Source organism: Thauera butanivorans NBRC 103042 (assembly GCF_001591165.1).
Classification (GTDB): domain Bacteria; phylum Pseudomonadota; class Gammaproteobacteria; order Burkholderiales; family Rhodocyclaceae; genus Thauera; species Thauera butanivorans.
This window is the reverse complement of sequence record NZ_BCUG01000018.1, coordinates 1-13,243: the sequence shown is the minus strand read 5'-3', so window position 1 is coordinate 13,243 and position 13,243 is coordinate 1. Positions and strand designations below refer to the sequence as shown.

Below are 13,243 nucleotides of genomic sequence, written 5' to 3'. Positions count from 1 at the left end.
CCGGCTGCTGTGCAGCATTTCTGGAAAGCATCCATGTTACGCATCATCTCCCTCAACCTCAACGGCATCCGCTCCGCAGTCAGCAAGGGTTACCTGGACTGGCTGCCCCGCCAGCAGGCCGACATCGTCTGCATGCAGGAGCTGAAAGCACAGGCCGGCGACCTGAATCCGGAAATGCGCAGCCCGGAAGGCATGAAAGGCTGGTTCCACCATGCCGAGAAGAAGGGCTACAGCGGCGTCGGCATCTACAGCCGCATCGAGCCGGACCGCGTCGTCGAAGGCCTGGGCATCGCCGACATCGACGCCGAGGGCCGCTTCCTGCAGCTCGATTTCGGCAAGCTGTCGGTGGTGTCGCTGTACCTGCCCTCGGGATCGAGCTCGGAAGAGCGCCTGCAGATCAAGTTCAGCTTCATGGACCGCTTCCTGCCGCACATGGCCGCGCTCGCCGCCAGCGGCCAGGAAGTCGTCGTCTGCGGCGACTGGAACATCGCCCACCGCGAGATCGACCTGAAGAACTGGAAATCGAACCAGAAGAACTCGGGCTTCCTGCCCGAGGAGCGCGCCTGGCTCAGCCGCCTGTTCGACGAGCAGGGCTGGATCGACGTCTATCGCCGCCTGCACCCCGAGGCCACCGATGCCTGCTACACGTGGTGGTCGAACCGCGGCCAGGCCTGGGCGAAGAACGTCGGCTGGAGGCTGGACTACCAGATCGCCACGCCCGCCATCGCGGGCACGGCGCTGGCCACTGCGGTGTACAAGGAGCAGCGCTTCTCGGATCATGCGCCGCTGACGGTCGACTACGACTGGGCGCTGTAGGGCAGGCCACGCACAGCCTCAGCGGCGGCGCGCCACCACGAGCTGGTAGAGGCCGCCGAAGCGGGTCTGCTTGTGCCACTCGAAGTCGCCCGCCTCGTCGGCGAGGGTCCCCAGCGGCTCGTCGAGCAGGGATTCGGCGAAGGGCTCCAGCCAACGGAACACGCCCGCCATCACCGGCGCCAGCGGATGCCAGGGGCGCGGCCGGTGGTAATCGACGAACACCGCGCGGCCGCCGGGCTTCACCGCCGCGAGCAGGTTGGCGACGATGCGCCGCCGCTCGGCCTCGGGCACCTCGTGGAGCAGGAAGAAACAGCACACGGCGTCATAACGCGTGGGCAGTGGATCGACGAGATCGGCCACTTCGGCGTCGGCCTGCGGCAGGCCGGCGAGCTTGCGCCGCACGTTGTCGATCTGGATCGGCGCCACGTCGCGGATCGACAGGCGCCCCTGCGGGCCGACGCGCCGCGCCAGCATCGGCGAGAAATCGCCATACACGCAGGCCGCCTGCAAAACGTGCTCGCCCGGCGCGAACTGCGCCGCCGCCCAGCGCATCAGGCGGCCGGCGTTGCCCCACAGGATTGCCGACACCACCGGCGCCCGGTCCAGCCAGGGCATGGTGCGCGGGCTCAGGTAGGCCCAGGTATAGGTGCGGCGCAGATATTCCGGCAGCTTCGCGCCGGACGCCTTGTTACCGGCCTGCGGCACGGATTCGGTACGTATGCTCATCGGGCAGAGGGAAAGGGAATCGCTGCCTGGCTGGCCGCCCGCCACACGGATGGCGTATCCGGACGATGCCGTCAGGCTGTTGGTCTTCGTCGGACTATACGCGGTTTTGCGCCGCACAAACCCTCCGGCGCCAGCACTGGCGCCCATTTCAGGGTACGCACCCATTTTTTGTTACCCGCTTTTGCATTGCCTTTGCCCCCCGGCGGCGTTAGCCTGTGGATGGGCGCGCAGAAGCGCGATCATTCATGACGGATGAACAAGGAGAGATACCATGGCCAAAGCTGCAGTCCCCTCGAAAGACAAGCTCGTCGATGATCTCAGGGCCATCATCACCGACGCAGAAGATCTGCTTGCCCTGACCGCCGACCAGACCGGCGACAAGCTGGGCGACCTGCGCGGCCGCATCACCGAACGCCTCGCCGCAGCCAAGGCCAAGCTGTCCGACGCCGAAGCCGCGCTGATCGATTCGGGCAAGAAGGCCGCCCGCGCCACCGACGACTACGTGCATGAGCACCCCTGGCAGTCGCTGGGCGTCGCCGCCGGCGTCGCCTTCCTGCTCGGCCTGCTCGCCAGCCGCCGCTGACGCCGAAGATGGAGCAGGCCCGCAAGCCTCGCCTGGCCGGGCGCCTGCGCGGCATCGCCGATGCCGCGCTGCAGACGCTGCAGACGCGGCTCGAACTGCTGGCACTCGAGGCGCAGGAAGAAAAGCTGCGCCTCGCCCGCCTGGCGATCAACATCGTGCTGTGCGGGCTGCTGCTGGGCTTCGGCCTGGTCTTCCTGATGGTGTTCCTGACCGTGCTGTTCTGGGAGGAGCACCGCCTGCTCGCACTCGGCCTGTCCACCGCGATCTGCCTCGGCGGTGCGCTGTTCACCGCCACCAACGTGGCACGCGATTTCAAGCAGGGCAGCCGGCTGTTCGCCGCCAGCCTCGCCGAACTCGCCCGCGACCGGGATGCCCTGCGCGCGCCCGACGACGACGGCTGAACGGCTTTCCGCCATGGACCCGCGACTCGTCGACATCGCCCTGCGCAAGCAGCGCCTGCAGCTTCGCGCCGAGGCCCAGCGCGAAGACATGGCGGCGCGCCTGGCCGGCATCGAAGCCGGCCTGTCGCGCCTCGATGCCGTGCGCGACCAGTTGTCGTGGGCGAAGGAAAAGGTGCCGCTGCTGTCGATCGGCGTGATCACCGTGCTGCTGTTCAAGCCACGCCTCACCTTGCGCCTGGCCCGGCGCGCCTGGCTGGGCTGGCTGCTGCTGCGCCAGGCTCGCGGCAGCCGTCTGCTGCCGTTTGCCGTCCCGGTGCTGCGGCGCCTGCTGCGCTCGCTGAAGCGCGCGCTGTCGGCCTGAACGGCGCCATCATTCCCCACGTGCCGCCGGCCGGCGGCCTCATTGCCCGGAAGCAAGGTCCGCCGCGGCACACCGCAGATCAGTCGTGGCGGGTACCGAAGATCTTGTCGCCCGCATCGCCGAGCCCGGGAATGATGTAGCCCTGGCCGTCGAGGTGGCTGTCGATGCTGGCGGTGAAGATGTCGACATCCGGGTGCTGCGCGTTCATCAGCGCGATGCCCTCTGGCGCCGCCACCAGCACCAGCGCACGAACCTGCCTGCAGCCCTTGCGCTTGAGCATATCGACCGTGGCCGCCAGCGAGCCGCCGGTGGCCAGCATCGGATCGATGATCAGCGCCATCCGCTCGTCCAGCTGGCCGACGAATTTCTCGAAGTACGGCACCGGCTGCAGGGTTTCCTCGTCGCGCGCGATGCCGACGACGCTGACCTTGGCACTCGGCACCATGTCGAGCACGCCGTCGAGCATGCCCAGCCCGGCGCGCAGGATGGGCACCACGGTGACTTTCTTGCCCTTGATGCGCTCGATCCGGACCGGACCCGCCCAGCCATCGATCTCGACCGTTTCCAGCGGAAAATCCTTGCAGGCCTCGTAGGCCAGCAGGCGCGCGATCTCGGCCGTGAGCTCGCGGAATTTCTTGGTACTGACATCGCCTTCGCGCATCAGGCCGATCTTGTGGCGCACGAGCGGGTGGCAGATTTCGTGGATGGGCATGGCGGTTCCAGGCTGCAGGGCAAAGACCTGCCTCTTTTACCGCGCCGCCGAAGCGCGCACAAGAACACACGGCACCCGGCGCCGTTTCCGGTTCGGCGCTAGAATGACAGGCCTGAACATTCGCCAGGCATGGCTCCGCGGCTCATCGACATGCAAGCAGATCTGGAAGAAATCAAACGCGCCCGCGAGGAAGCGGACTGCCTCGCCGACGGCGCAACCGTGGATGCGGCGCTCGACCGCATGGCGGCGGCCATCACCGCGCGCCTGGCCGACAGCAATCCGCTGGTCTATGCGGTGATGAACGGCGGCCTCATCCTGGCCGGACGCATCCTGCCGCGCCTCCAGTTCCCGCTCGAAGTCGCCTACCTGCACGCCACCCGCTACGGCCATGCGCTGCAGGGCACGCAGCTCGACTGGCGCGTGCGTCCGACGCAGGACCTGCGCGGCCGCAGCGTGCTGGTGCTGGACGACATCCTCGACGAGGGCCACACGCTGAAAGCCATCGTCGAACACCTGAAGCACGAAGGCGCCGCCGAAGTGCTGTCCGCGGTGCTGGTACACAAGCTGCACGAACGCAAGGCCAGCCCCGGCATGCGTGCCGATTTCAGCGGCCTCGACGTCGCCGACCGCTTCCTGTTCGGCTGCGGCATGGACTACAAGGGCTATTGGCGCAACGCCCCGGGCATCTACGCCGTCAAAGGCCTGTAAGACCGACCCCGACCACCAGGAGACTCGCCATGCTCTACACCTTCAAGTCTTCCGCCAGCGCCGACGTGCTGATGCTGGGCGACTCGGCGAAGAAGCTCATCGCCATCATGGGCAAGGACGCTGCCGACAGCCAGGGCATCGTCACGGTCGAGCAGTTGCCGGATGCGATCGTCCGCCTGCGCGCCGCGATCGAGGAAGACCGCGCGCGCCAGGCCGAGCTCGAACGCCAGCGCACCGAAAAGGACGATGCCGCCGACCGCGAGGCCGGCCGCAGCGGCATGGCGGCGCCGGTCGGGCTCGCGCAACGCGCCTGGCCGCTGCTCGACATGCTCGAAACCGCGCAGAAAGAAGCGGTGCCGGTCACCTGGGGTAGCTGAGGCAGCACCCGGCCTGCGCGGCGCTTCAGCCGCGCAGCCGCCGCGCGGTATCGACCAGGGCCGCCGACAGCCTGTCCAGCGCTGTGCGCTGCGCCGCGTCGCACAGGCTGCCGTCGTCGCCGACTGCTCTGTCCGCATGGGCGATCGCAAGCTGCTGCGGAATCACCTGCATGCCGAGATAGCCGAGGATGTCGCGCACGTGGAACAGCACGCGCATGCCGCCCAGCGCACCGGCCGACGTGCCGAGCACCGCCGCCGCCCGGCCGGCATACACCGCGCCGCCTGAACGTGTCCGATCGGCCGCATTCGGGCGCGAGCACCAGTCGAGCGTGTTCTTCAGCAGTGGCGTGATCGAACCGTTGTACTCCGGATTCACCACCAGCAGGCCATCGCTGTCATACAGCGTCCGCTGCAGCTCGACGATGCACGGCGGCAGGCCGGATTCGGCTTCGAGATCGCCGTTGTACAGCGGCGCGGGGTAATCGGCAAGCTCGATCAGGCGCGCCTCGGCGCCGGCTGCCTGCAAGGGCGCGACGCAGGCGGCGGCAAGCTTGCGCGACAAGGCATCCCGCCGGCTGCTGCCGGCCATCACGACGATGCGGGGCGTTTCTTTCATGCGCGCTTGCTCCGTGTCAGCGAGAAACAGCTTTTCGGGCCGTACTCTGGCACAACTTTCGCGGCGACGCCCGAATTCGGCGGCACCGACACACCGGATCACACCCCCAGCAACACCGCCCCCGTTCCCGCGACGAGCGCGCCCAGCGCCCGCCTGATGCCCTGCGCGACGGGCGTTTCCGGCATCCAGCGCGCAATCAGATAGCCGGTGCCGTGCAGCAGCATGGTCGCCAGCGCAAACCCCAGCGCATAGGCCGCGAGACTGGCGCTGCCCATTTCGGCATGGTGCGCATGGCCGTGAAACAGCGCGAACGCGGCGACCAGCGGCAGGCTGGCCGCCAGTGGCAAGCGTGCGGCAAATGCGATCAGCAGGCCGAACACCAGCACCGAGGCGGCGATGCCCGCCTCGACCGCCGGCAGCGCCACGCCAAGGGCGCCGAGCCCGGCGCCTGCAAGCATCGCCAGCACGAAGCCGGCCGGCAGCATCCAGCGCGCCGCGCCCGGCTGGCGTGCGGCGTACAGGCCGACGGCCAGCATCGCCAACAGGTGGTCGAGGCCGCCCAGCGGATGGGCGAAGCCGGAAAGGAAGCCGGCCGTTTCGTGGCCGGGATGGGCGAGTGCCGCGCCCGAGGCGGCGGCAAGGATTGCGGCAAGTGCGAAACGGCTCTTCATGGCGATGGCTCCTGTGATCGGGTGTCGTTCTTTCTGGTGTCCCTGGTTTGCAGCCGCATCAGGCGGCGACCAGCATGCCCTGGCGTTCGATGAAGCCGATGATCTCGGCCAGTCCCTGCCCGGTCTTCTGGTTGGAGAAGACGAAGGGGCGCGGGCCGCGCATCCTGCATGCGTCGCGCTCCATGACGTCCAAGGATGCCCCCACCAGCGGCGCGAGATCGATCTTGTTGATGACCAGCAGGTCGCTGCGGGTGATGCCCGGCCCGCCCTTGCGCGGGATCTTGTCGCCGGCGGAGACGTCGATGACGTAGATCGTCAGGTCGGACAGCTCGGGCGAGAAGGTCGCCGCCAGGTTGTCGCCGCCGGATTCGACGAAGATGATGTCCAGCCCCGGAAAGCGCGCGTTGAGGCGATCCACCGCTTCCAGGTTGATCGACGCATCCTCGCGGATCGCGGTGTGCGGACAGCCGCCGGTCTCGACGCCGATGATGCGCTCCGGCGCCAGCGCCTCGTTGCGCACCAGGAACTGCGCGTCCTCGGCGGTGTAGATGTCGTTGGTGACGACGGCGATGTCGTACTTGTCGCGCAGGGTCAGGCACAACGCCAGCGTCAGCGCGGTCTTGCCCGAACCGACCGGACCGCCGATACCGACGCGCAAGGGTCCGCGCTGGTTGGGGACATGCGTGCTCATGATCTGAAAAGCCTCGTGTATTGGGTTTCGTGCCGGCTGCTGGCGATCGCCAGGCCGGGGGTGTGGTTGCTCCAGCGCGCTTCGGGCAGAGACAGCGCCGTGCCCGCCAGCGGCGCGATGCGTTCGCCCAGCGCGGCGAGCAGGCGCTGGCCGGCGCTCTGGCCCAGCGGCACGCATTTCACCGCCGCCATCACCTGGTTCTCGGCCCAGGCCCACAGGTAGGCCGCCAGCGCCTGCTCGGCCGGCACCCGCCAGGCCGCGGCGGCGGCCGACCACGCGGTCGGGAAGGCCGGCGTATCGACGGCGAGCAGGCGTTCGCGCCAGCCGGGCAGCGCGGCGAAAGCGTCCAGCTCGGCCAGCAGGCGCACCAGCGACCAGCCCATCTGCACGCTCTCGGCGCGCAGCTCGGCGCTTTCGCGGCTGGCGAGGAAGTCGTCGTTGAGGCGCAGCACCTCGCCATCGTCGCCTGCGCGCCAGGCCGCGAGCTGGCAGGCCAGCAACGGCGCCTCGAAGCGCGCCAGGCTCCATTCCAGCAGGCCGCCGATCCACGCCGCGGCCTCCGCCTCGGTGCGCACCGCGCCGCTTTCCACCGCCCACTCCAGCCCCTGCGAATAGGTGTAGGCACCCACCGGCAGCGCCGGGCTGCTCAACTGCAGCAGGCGCAGCAAGGGCAGCAAGCCCATGCCGGTGGCGCCCGGAACGAGCGGCACGGCCACCTTCAGCGCCCCGCCATCAGGTGGATGCGCGCGCCGCTGCCGTCGCCGGGGTGCTGGTGGCCATGGGCATAGGCGCCGGCCTCGGGCTCGAACGGCGCATGCAGCTTCACGAGCTGCGCGCCCAGGCCGGCGAGCATGCCTTCGAGCACATGGTCGGCCTGGATGCGCAGCCAGCCGCCGCCGGCATCGCTGCCGACCTGCACCGCGACGTGGCGGTTGCCCAGGTGGTAGGCCGCGCGCGCAAGCTCGACCGCCGAGGCGCAGCGGGCTTCGATCAGCTCTTCGGGCGCGGCGCGGACTTCGACGATGCGGCCGTCGTTCGCGCGCAGCTTCTGCCCGCCGCGCAGGATGGTGCCGCGCGGCAGGAACAGCCCGGCCTCGGCGCCCGACGCCAGCTTCGCGCGCAGGCGGCTCTTGGTGCGGTAGTTGAAATCGAGTTCGAGCACCTCGGCCGCCACTTCGGCGCCCTCGTGCAGCGATTCGATCAGCAACACCGCAGCGGTTTCGACCAGGGTATCGTTGGCCGGCATCCCGGCGGCCGGCGCACCGGTGTCTGGAGTCAGGGTAGTCGTCATGGCTGGATTCAGAACAGGAAATAGCGCTGCGCCATCGGCAGCGTGTCCGCCGGCTCGCACACCAGGTGCTCGCCATCGGCGCGGACGACGTAGGTTTCAGGATCGACTTCGATGTCCGGCGTGGCGCCGTTGAGCACCATGTCGCGCTTCTGCACCGTGCGGCAGCCTTTCACCGCCACCAGCGGCTTGTGCAGGCCGAGCGCCGCCACTGCCGGGTTGTGCAGCGCGGCCTGCGACACGAAGGTGACGGAGGTCCTCAGCGCGCGGCCGAAGCTGCCGAACATCGGCCGGTAATGCACCGGCTGCGGCGTCGGGATCGACGCATTCGGGTCGCCCATCGCCGCCACCACGATCATGCCGCCCTTCAGCACCAGGCTCGGCTTGACGCCGAAGAAGGCCGGCCGCCACAGCACCAGGTCGGCGAGCTTGCCTTCCTCGATCGAACCGACCACGTGCGCGATGCCGTGCGTGATCGCCGGATTGATGGTGTATTTGGCGATGTAGCGGCGCACGCGGAAGTTGTCATGGCCGCTGCCTGCATCCTCGGCCAGCGGGCCGCGCTGCAGCTTCATCTTGTGCGCGGTCTGCCAGGTGCGGATCACCACCTCGCCCACGCGGCCCATCGCCTGCGAATCCGAGGACATCATCGAGAACGCGCCGGTGTCGTGCAGGATGTCCTCGGCGGCGATGGTCTCGCGCCGGATGCGCGACTCGGCGAAAGCGACGTCCTCGGCGATCGCGGGGTCGAGGTGGTGGCATACCATCAGCATGTCGAGATGCTCGTCGATGGTGTTGACGGTGTAGGGCCGCGTCGGGTTGGTGGACGACGGCAGCACGTTGGGCCGGCTGATCGCCTTGATGATGTCCGGCGCATGGCCGCCACCGGCGCCTTCGGTGTGGAAGGTGTGGATCGTGCGGTCCTTGAACGCGGCCAGCGTGGTCTCGACGAAGCCGGACTCGTTGAGCGTATCGGAGTGGATCGCCACCTGCACGTCCATCTCGTCGGCCACCGTCAGGCAGTTGTCGATCGCCGCCGGCGTCGTGCCCCAGTCCTCGTGCAGCTTCAGGCCGATCGCGCCCGCCGCCACCTGCTCCTTCAGCGGCGCCGGCAGGCTGGCGTTGCCCTTGCCGAAGAAACCCATGTTCATCGGAAAGGCATCCGCCGCCTCCAGCATGCGATGGATGTGCCACGGCCCCGGCGTGCAGGTGGTGGCGAAAGTGCCGGTCGCCGGCCCGGTGCCACCGCCCAGCATGGTGGTGACGCCGCTGCTCAGCGCCTCGTCGATCTGCTGCGGGCAGATCCAGTGGATGTGGCTGTCGATGCCGCCGGCGGTCAGGATCATGCCCTCGCCGGCGATGACCTCGGTGCCGGCGCCGACCGGAATCGTCACCCCCGGCTGGATGTCCGGGTTGCCGCCCTTGCCGATGCACCAGATGCGCCCGTCCTTGAGGCCGACGTCGGCCTTGACGATGCCGGTCACCGCATCGATGATCAACGCGTTGGTGATGAGGGTGTCCGCCACGTTGGCCGACACGTCCTGGCCCTGGCCCATGCCGTCACGGATCACCTTGCCGCCGCCGAACTTCACCTCCTCACCATAGATCGTCCAGTCCTTCTCGACCTCGATCACGAGCTCGGTGTCCGCCAGCCGCAGCCGGTCGCCCACCGTCGGGCCGAACATTTCCGCATAGGCGCGGCGCGAAATCATTGCCATCTCAGGCCTCCTGCCGGGCCGCCCCGAGGGAGGCCCGCGTCCCCATGGGGGGCAGCGAATGCAATGCGCGCGGAGGTTCGCCCAGTGCTCCCATCACCTGGCCGTTGAAGCCATACACCTCACGCTCGCCGGCCAGCGCCACCAGCTCGACGGTGCGCGACTGCCCCGGCTCGAAGCGCACCGCCGTGCCCGCCGCGATGTTCAGCCGGAAGCCACGCGCCGCCGCGCGGTCGAATACCAGCGCGTCATTGGTCTCGGCAAAGTGGTAGTGCGAACCGACCTGGATCGGGCGGTCGCCGGTATTGCTCACCGCCAGGCTCAGCGTGGCGCGGCCGGCGTTGAGCTCGATGTCGCCGTCGGCGACGAAGAATTCTCCTGGGATCATCCTTTTCTCCTCACACGATCGGCGCATGCACCGTCACCAGCTTGGTTCCATCCGGAAACGTCGCCTCGACCTGGATGTCCGGGATCATCTCCGCCACCCCTTCCATCACCTCCTCGCGCGTCAGCAGCGTCGCGCCGTGGCTCATCAGTTCGGCCACCGTGCGGCCGTCGCGCGCGCCCTCGAGGATCGCGCAGGTGATCAGCGCCACCGCCTCCGGGTAGTTCAGCTTCAAGCCTCGTGCGCGCCGCCGCTCGGCCAGCAGGCCGGCGGTGAAGATCAGCAGCTTGTCCTTCTCGCGTGGCGTCAGTTCCATCGTCCTCTCCGCGGCGCCGGGCGCCGCCTGCAACACAATTGATCAGGTATTCCAGATGCGCGGGGTCTGCGCCGGCCGCCCGGCCACCACCGGCCGCGCCGCCGCCCACAGGCGCGCGAACCACGCCCGCCCCGGCTCGCATGCCGGCCCCAGCCAGCGCGCCAGCAGCAGGCCGGGCAGCAGCGTCACCGCGCCCTCGCCCGCCTCGGTTTCGATGCCGCGCCAGCATTCGAGCAATGCACCATCACAGTGCGGCGAGGCGACGACGAAGCTGCCGCCGACCGGCTGTCCCTGCATGCCCACCGCCGCGCCGAGCAAAGCGCTGCCGCCCGCCAGCACACCGCGCTCGAGCCACAGCGGGCGGCCGTCGCGCTCGATCCGGGTGCGCATCGCCAGTTCGCCATGGCCGAAGCGCTCGCCGGACGCGGTGCGCCCGAAGCACAGCATCTCGGTGCCGATGAAGCAGGCGTCGCCATGCAGGCGCACTTCGGAGGACAGCTCGCCCAGCGCGCCGTCGAAGACGATGCTCTCCTGCGGCAACCATTCGCAGACGCCGCCGGCAGCGACTTCGATGCGCTGCACCAGAGAACCCACCTGCCCCGCACTGCGGTACCACTTGCCCGCGCCCGGGGTGGTCACCAGCGCATGCGCGCCCGGACCGACGTCGAGATCGACGCTCAGGCGGTCGCCGCCCGCAATTCCCGCCGGTGGATGCACCAGAATGGTGTGGCACACCGCCTCCCCTTCGGGATACAGCGCCCGCTGCACCACCAGCGGTCCGACATGTTCGCGGCGCGCCAGCACCGTCCGCCCGCCGCGCCGCTCATAGCCAAGGCGCAATTCGGCCCGCCAGCCACGGCCGGCGGGCTGCTCGGCCAGGGCATGGGTTTCGGGCGTGCTTACGGCGTTCATGCCGGACGACAAGCAAACGGCGTTCCAGCACTGGCATGAAGGCCGTATCTGCTTGTCGATCAAGGAAATTTCAGCGCCACTCCGGCACCGGAGCGGTCGATGGCAGGCAATCGGACGGTCTGCACTCGAAGACTTGCACCATCTCGGTGCATGAACTCGATCGGCGTCTCGAGGCAAGGCCACCGAGTGCATCGAACCTGCTGCCGTGCCCCGATCCCGCAGGCTGAAGCCGCAGCGGCCAGCGCCCTGCCTTACGGCGTTTCGCCGCCCTGCGCTTTCCTCATCAGCACCACGTCCTTGCACGGCACTTCGCACTGCCAGCCGAAACGATCCGCCAGCCAGCGGAAGGTCGACTCGCGGTAGAACACCACGTGCGTCGGATCACGGCGGTAATGCCAGCCGGCGAAGCGGGCATCGTCGGCCTGGAAGCAGGTCATCACCGCCAGCCAGCCGCCGGGCCGCAGCAGGCCGTCGAGGCGGGCGAATTCGGCTGCCGGGTCATGGAAATGCTCCGCGGCCTCGGTGCAGGTGATGAAGTCGTAGCTTCGCGCCAGCACCGCAGCATCCGGCGCGAAGAAGGGGTCGTACAGCGCCACCGCATGTCCGGCTGCACGCAGCATGCCGGCCAGTGCCGGGCCGGGGCCACAGCCGTAGTCCAGCCCCGTACTCGCCGGCGCCAATCGGGCCAGCAGCGGCGCGGCCAGACGGCCGAGAAAGCGGCGATAAGCCGGATCGGCGGCATCGTTGCAATGCAGCGCGTATTCCGCCCGCTCGGCCGCCGCCGCCGGGCGCTGCGCGGGCAGCAGAAAAGTCGCCTCGCAGCGTCCGCAGCGAAGATAGTCCCGCCCTTCGACACACATGAAAGAACGCGCGCCGGCACCCCGGCACACCGGGCAGACCGCGGCGGATGCCGGCAGGGAGACTTCAGCCCTTGCGCTGCCGGGCACGCCTGGCCGCCGACAAGGTGGTGATCGCCACGCCGGCCAGCACCGCCGCGCCCGCCAGCCAGCGCTCCGCGCCCAGGTGCTCGCCGAGCATCATCATGCCGAGCAGGGCACTGAGCACCGGCACGCTCAGTTGCACCGAACCGGCGGCGATCGCGGTCATCCGCACCCGGACCCAGTACCACACCGCATAGCCCAGCCCCGACATCACGGCGCCGGACAACAACGCATAGGCCACGCCGACGCCGTCCAGCCGGATGGCGTCGCGCTGCAGGAACATCAGGCCGAGCGCCAGCGGCAGGGCCCAGATGAAACTGCTGGCGGTGTTGCCCACCGGCGTGTCCTGGCTGAAGCGCCCGAGCAGCGAGAAGCCGCCCCAGGCGATGCCGGCGATCGTCATCAACCCGGCAGGCAGCAGCGCCGGCGCCGCCGCGCCCGGCGCCAGGAAGGCCACCAGACCGGCGAGTGCCAGCAGCACGCCCGGCAGGCTGGCACGCTCGCCGCGGGCATAGCCGTAGGCGATCATCGTCAGTTGCGCGCTGGCGAACAGCAGCAGCGCCCCCGCACCGGTGTCGATGCCGCGATAGGCGAAGGAAAAAGCCACCGCATAGATGAACAGCAGCACGGCGGACGGCCAGGATTTCTGCAGCGACGGCAGCCTGAGGCGCTGGAGCATCACGATCAGCGCCAGCATCGCCGCACCCGAGGCGAGACGGACGACGATGAAGGATGTCGGGTCGATGGCCGTGGTCTGCAAAGCCAGCCGGGTAAGCAGCGAATTGGCCGCGAAAGCCAGCATGGTGGCGGCCGTCAGCAGGACGATGAGCATGGCCTGCCTTGCCGCTCCGGCTGCATCCTGCGATGCCGCCGCCTCGTTTCCATTCATCGACCGTGTCTCCTCGAAGCCGGCAGCCGCAGGGGCGGCAGCGTGGCGGGTGCGATCCCACCATCTGATTTCATGATCGGAACGAAGCCTGCTGCCGGCCTGCCTCGCCGGCCGCCCTCGCCCAGCGCCGAGTCT

19 protein-coding genes are annotated in these 13,243 nt (G+C 69.1%); 6 read left to right on the top strand and 13 right to left on the bottom strand.

Annotated features, from left to right (window positions below; genetic code table 11):
* Nucleotides 1-33: 33 nt before the first annotated feature.
* Nucleotides 34-816, top strand: coding sequence for an exodeoxyribonuclease III (locus tag TBU01S_RS08585; protein WP_068636231.1), 783 nt, complete (start codon nt 34-36; stop codon nt 814-816).
* A gap of 18 nt (nt 817-834) precedes the next feature.
* Here TBU01S_RS08585 and rquA read toward each other — a convergent pair whose 3' ends face one another.
* Nucleotides 835-1,542, bottom strand: a complete 708-nt coding sequence (rquA, locus tag TBU01S_RS08580; protein ID WP_068636230.1) for a rhodoquinone biosynthesis methyltransferase RquA — start codon at nt 1,540-1,542, stop codon at nt 835-837.
* A 271-nt stretch (nt 1,543-1,813) separates the two neighbouring features.
* Here rquA and TBU01S_RS08575 point away from each other — a divergent pair, with 271 nt between their 5' ends.
* The 3 genes from TBU01S_RS08575 to TBU01S_RS08565 are packed head-to-tail and all read left to right on the top strand — an operon-like array spanning nt 1,814 to nt 2,887.
* Nucleotides 1,814-2,125 (top strand): ElaB/YgaM/YqjD family protein, encoded by a 312-nt coding sequence (locus tag TBU01S_RS08575; protein ID WP_068636229.1) that lies wholly within the window; start codon nt 1,814-1,816, stop codon nt 2,123-2,125.
* Nucleotides 2,126-2,133: 8 nt separating this feature from the next.
* Nucleotides 2,134-2,526 (top strand): phage holin family protein, encoded by a 393-nt coding sequence (locus TBU01S_RS08570; RefSeq protein ID WP_068636228.1) that lies wholly within the window; start codon nt 2,134-2,136, stop codon nt 2,524-2,526.
* Between the two features lie 13 nt (nt 2,527-2,539).
* Entirely contained in the window at nt 2,540-2,887 is a 348-nt protein-coding gene (locus TBU01S_RS08565) for a YqjK-like family protein (protein WP_068636227.1), read from the top strand.
* Nucleotides 2,888-2,966: 79 nt separating this feature from the next.
* Here the strand turns inward: TBU01S_RS08565 and upp are convergent, their stop codons facing one another.
* Nucleotides 2,967-3,599, bottom strand: coding sequence for a uracil phosphoribosyltransferase (gene upp, locus TBU01S_RS08560; RefSeq protein ID WP_068636226.1), 633 nt, complete (start codon nt 3,597-3,599; stop codon nt 2,967-2,969).
* A 150-nt stretch (nt 3,600-3,749) separates the two neighbouring features.
* On the opposite strand from upp, the gene TBU01S_RS08555 reads away from it, so the two are divergent.
* Together TBU01S_RS08555 and TBU01S_RS08550 are read left to right on the top strand one after the other, a co-directional pair.
* Nucleotides 3,750-4,307, top strand: coding sequence for a hypoxanthine-guanine phosphoribosyltransferase (locus TBU01S_RS08555; RefSeq protein WP_068636320.1), 558 nt, complete (start codon nt 3,750-3,752; stop codon nt 4,305-4,307).
* Nucleotides 4,308-4,336: 29 nt separating this feature from the next.
* On the top strand, nt 4,337-4,684 hold the full coding sequence (locus TBU01S_RS08550) for a DUF1840 domain-containing protein (protein WP_068636225.1): 348 nt from the start codon (nt 4,337-4,339) through the stop codon (nt 4,682-4,684).
* Nucleotides 4,685-4,709: 25 nt separating this feature from the next.
* Here the strand turns inward: TBU01S_RS08550 and TBU01S_RS08545 are convergent, their stop codons facing one another.
* The 11 genes from TBU01S_RS08545 to TBU01S_RS08495 all read right to left on the bottom strand — a co-directional run bounded on the left by TBU01S_RS08545 (nt 4,710) and on the right by TBU01S_RS08495 (nt 13,108).
* Nucleotides 4,710-5,300, bottom strand: coding sequence for an NADPH-dependent FMN reductase (locus tag TBU01S_RS08545; protein WP_068636224.1), 591 nt, complete (start codon nt 5,298-5,300; stop codon nt 4,710-4,712).
* 98 nt (nt 5,301-5,398) lie between these two features.
* Nucleotides 5,399-5,971, bottom strand: a complete 573-nt coding sequence (locus TBU01S_RS08540; protein ID WP_068636223.1) for a HupE/UreJ family protein — start codon at nt 5,969-5,971, stop codon at nt 5,399-5,401.
* A gap of 58 nt (nt 5,972-6,029) precedes the next feature.
* A complete protein-coding gene (gene ureG / locus TBU01S_RS08535; protein WP_068636222.1) occupies nt 6,030-6,662 on the bottom strand; it encodes an urease accessory protein UreG in 633 nt (210 codons plus the stop codon).
* Nucleotides 6,659-7,345 (bottom strand): urease accessory protein UreF, encoded by a 687-nt coding sequence (locus tag TBU01S_RS08530; RefSeq protein ID WP_068636319.1) that lies wholly within the window; start codon nt 7,343-7,345, stop codon nt 6,659-6,661. The genes ureG and TBU01S_RS08530 overlap by 4 nt, the downstream gene beginning before the upstream one ends.
* A gap of 35 nt (nt 7,346-7,380) precedes the next feature.
* Nucleotides 7,381-7,908 carry an urease accessory protein UreE gene (gene ureE / locus TBU01S_RS08525; protein ID WP_068636221.1) on the bottom strand — a complete coding sequence of 176 codons (528 nt, stop codon included), beginning with the start codon at nt 7,906-7,908 and terminating at the stop codon, nt 7,381-7,383.
* A gap of 53 nt (nt 7,909-7,961) precedes the next feature.
* Nucleotides 7,962-9,668, bottom strand: a complete 1,707-nt coding sequence (ureC, locus tag TBU01S_RS08520; protein WP_068636220.1) for an urease subunit alpha — start codon at nt 9,666-9,668, stop codon at nt 7,962-7,964.
* Between the two features lies 1 nt (nt 9,669).
* Nucleotides 9,670-10,053, bottom strand: a complete 384-nt coding sequence (locus TBU01S_RS08515) for an urease subunit beta (protein ID WP_169802961.1) — start codon at nt 10,051-10,053, stop codon at nt 9,670-9,672.
* Nucleotides 10,054-10,063: 10 nt separating this feature from the next.
* Complete coding sequence (gene ureA / locus TBU01S_RS08510; protein WP_068636219.1) at nt 10,064-10,366, bottom strand: urease subunit gamma; 303 nt, start codon at nt 10,364-10,366, stop codon at nt 10,064-10,066.
* A 42-nt stretch (nt 10,367-10,408) separates the two neighbouring features.
* Nucleotides 10,409-11,278, bottom strand: coding sequence for an urease accessory protein UreD (locus TBU01S_RS08505; RefSeq protein ID WP_068636218.1), 870 nt, complete (start codon nt 11,276-11,278; stop codon nt 10,409-10,411).
* Nucleotides 11,279-11,529: 251 nt separating this feature from the next.
* On the bottom strand, nt 11,530-12,138 hold the full coding sequence (locus TBU01S_RS08500) for a class I SAM-dependent methyltransferase (protein ID WP_068636217.1): 609 nt from the start codon (nt 12,136-12,138) through the stop codon (nt 11,530-11,532).
* Nucleotides 12,139-12,202: 64 nt separating this feature from the next.
* Nucleotides 12,203-13,108, bottom strand: a complete 906-nt coding sequence (locus TBU01S_RS08495; protein ID WP_083953521.1) for a DMT family transporter — start codon at nt 13,106-13,108, stop codon at nt 12,203-12,205.
* Between the last annotated feature and the right edge of the window lie 135 nt (nt 13,109-13,243).

What these genes read in the sequence shown, in the direction of transcription:
- TBU01S_RS08585 (WP_068636231.1), top strand. Translation starts at nt 34, where the DNA reads ATGTTACGCATCATCTCCCTCAACCTCAACGGCATCCGCTCCGCAGTC.
- rquA (WP_068636230.1), bottom strand. Translation starts at nt 1,542, where the DNA reads ATGAGCATACGTACCGAATCCGTGCCGCAGGCCGGTAACAAGGCGTCC.
- TBU01S_RS08575 (WP_068636229.1), top strand. Translation starts at nt 1,814, where the DNA reads ATGGCCAAAGCTGCAGTCCCCTCGAAAGACAAGCTCGTCGATGATCTC.
- TBU01S_RS08570 (WP_068636228.1), top strand. Translation starts at nt 2,134, where the DNA reads ATGGAGCAGGCCCGCAAGCCTCGCCTGGCCGGGCGCCTGCGCGGCATC.
- TBU01S_RS08565 (WP_068636227.1), top strand. Translation starts at nt 2,540, where the DNA reads ATGGACCCGCGACTCGTCGACATCGCCCTGCGCAAGCAGCGCCTGCAG.
- upp (WP_068636226.1), bottom strand. Translation starts at nt 3,599, where the DNA reads ATGCCCATCCACGAAATCTGCCACCCGCTCGTGCGCCACAAGATCGGC.
- TBU01S_RS08555 (WP_068636320.1), top strand. Translation starts at nt 3,750, where the DNA reads ATGCAAGCAGATCTGGAAGAAATCAAACGCGCCCGCGAGGAAGCGGAC.
- TBU01S_RS08550 (WP_068636225.1), top strand. Translation starts at nt 4,337, where the DNA reads ATGCTCTACACCTTCAAGTCTTCCGCCAGCGCCGACGTGCTGATGCTG.
- TBU01S_RS08545 (WP_068636224.1), bottom strand. Translation starts at nt 5,300, where the DNA reads ATGAAAGAAACGCCCCGCATCGTCGTGATGGCCGGCAGCAGCCGGCGG.
- TBU01S_RS08540 (WP_068636223.1), bottom strand. Translation starts at nt 5,971, where the DNA reads ATGAAGAGCCGTTTCGCACTTGCCGCAATCCTTGCCGCCGCCTCGGGC.
- ureG (WP_068636222.1), bottom strand. Translation starts at nt 6,662, where the DNA reads ATGAGCACGCATGTCCCCAACCAGCGCGGACCCTTGCGCGTCGGTATC.
- TBU01S_RS08530 (WP_068636319.1), bottom strand. Translation starts at nt 7,345, where the DNA reads ATGGGCTTGCTGCCCTTGCTGCGCCTGCTGCAGTTGAGCAGCCCGGCG.
- ureE (WP_068636221.1), bottom strand. Translation starts at nt 7,908, where the DNA reads ATGCCGGCCAACGATACCCTGGTCGAAACCGCTGCGGTGTTGCTGATC.
- ureC (WP_068636220.1), bottom strand. Translation starts at nt 9,668, where the DNA reads ATGGCAATGATTTCGCGCCGCGCCTATGCGGAAATGTTCGGCCCGACG.
- TBU01S_RS08515 (WP_169802961.1), bottom strand. Translation starts at nt 10,053, where the DNA reads ATGATCCCAGGAGAATTCTTCGTCGCCGACGGCGACATCGAGCTCAAC.
- ureA (WP_068636219.1), bottom strand. Translation starts at nt 10,366, where the DNA reads ATGGAACTGACGCCACGCGAGAAGGACAAGCTGCTGATCTTCACCGCC.
- TBU01S_RS08505 (WP_068636218.1), bottom strand. Translation starts at nt 11,278, where the DNA reads ATGAACGCCGTAAGCACGCCCGAAACCCATGCCCTGGCCGAGCAGCCC.
- TBU01S_RS08500 (WP_068636217.1), bottom strand. Translation starts at nt 12,138, where the DNA reads ATGTGTGTCGAAGGGCGGGACTATCTTCGCTGCGGACGCTGCGAGGCG.
- TBU01S_RS08495 (WP_083953521.1), bottom strand. Translation starts at nt 13,108, where the DNA reads ATGAATGGAAACGAGGCGGCGGCATCGCAGGATGCAGCCGGAGCGGCA.